Annotated in this window: 1 protein-coding gene; it reads left to right on the forward strand. The window is 68.7% G+C overall.

Annotated elements, in window-relative coordinates; genetic code table 11:
• A partial coding sequence (locus J0A65_RS26325; protein WP_206597132.1) for a hypothetical protein occupies positions 1 to 377 on the forward strand: 377 nt, incomplete at both ends.

The following is a 377-nucleotide window of genomic DNA, read 5'->3' on the forward strand; positions in this document are numbered from 1 at the left end:
GCAGATCACCTTCACCCGCCACGGCTGCGCACCCGAGCAGACGCAGTACAGGCAGGAGGTGCGCAACCACTCCCCCGGCAGCGGCAAACCCATCCCCCTGGCCGTCCCCAGGGCACGCACCGCGAAACCCACGACACGCTCCAGGGCGCCCGTGATCGTCGGCGAGCAGGATGACGGCTGCGGCAACCTGCTCAGCAGCAGCGAAAAGCGCCAGGCGATCATCCGCCGCGAGGTGCGCAGCGGCATGAGCAGCGCCGACGTGGAAAGCAGCCTGGGCAAGCCGGACATGATCACCCGGCAGAACGGCAGGCAGCGCTATCACTACCGCGACAAGCGCGGCGACAACCAGCTGATCAGCTTCGACGAGGCCGGCTGCG

Origin of the sequence: Bowmanella yangjiangensis (genome assembly GCF_017255015.1) — a bacterium.
GTDB classification, from domain to species: Bacteria; Pseudomonadota; Gammaproteobacteria; order Enterobacterales; family Alteromonadaceae; genus Bowmanella; species Bowmanella yangjiangensis.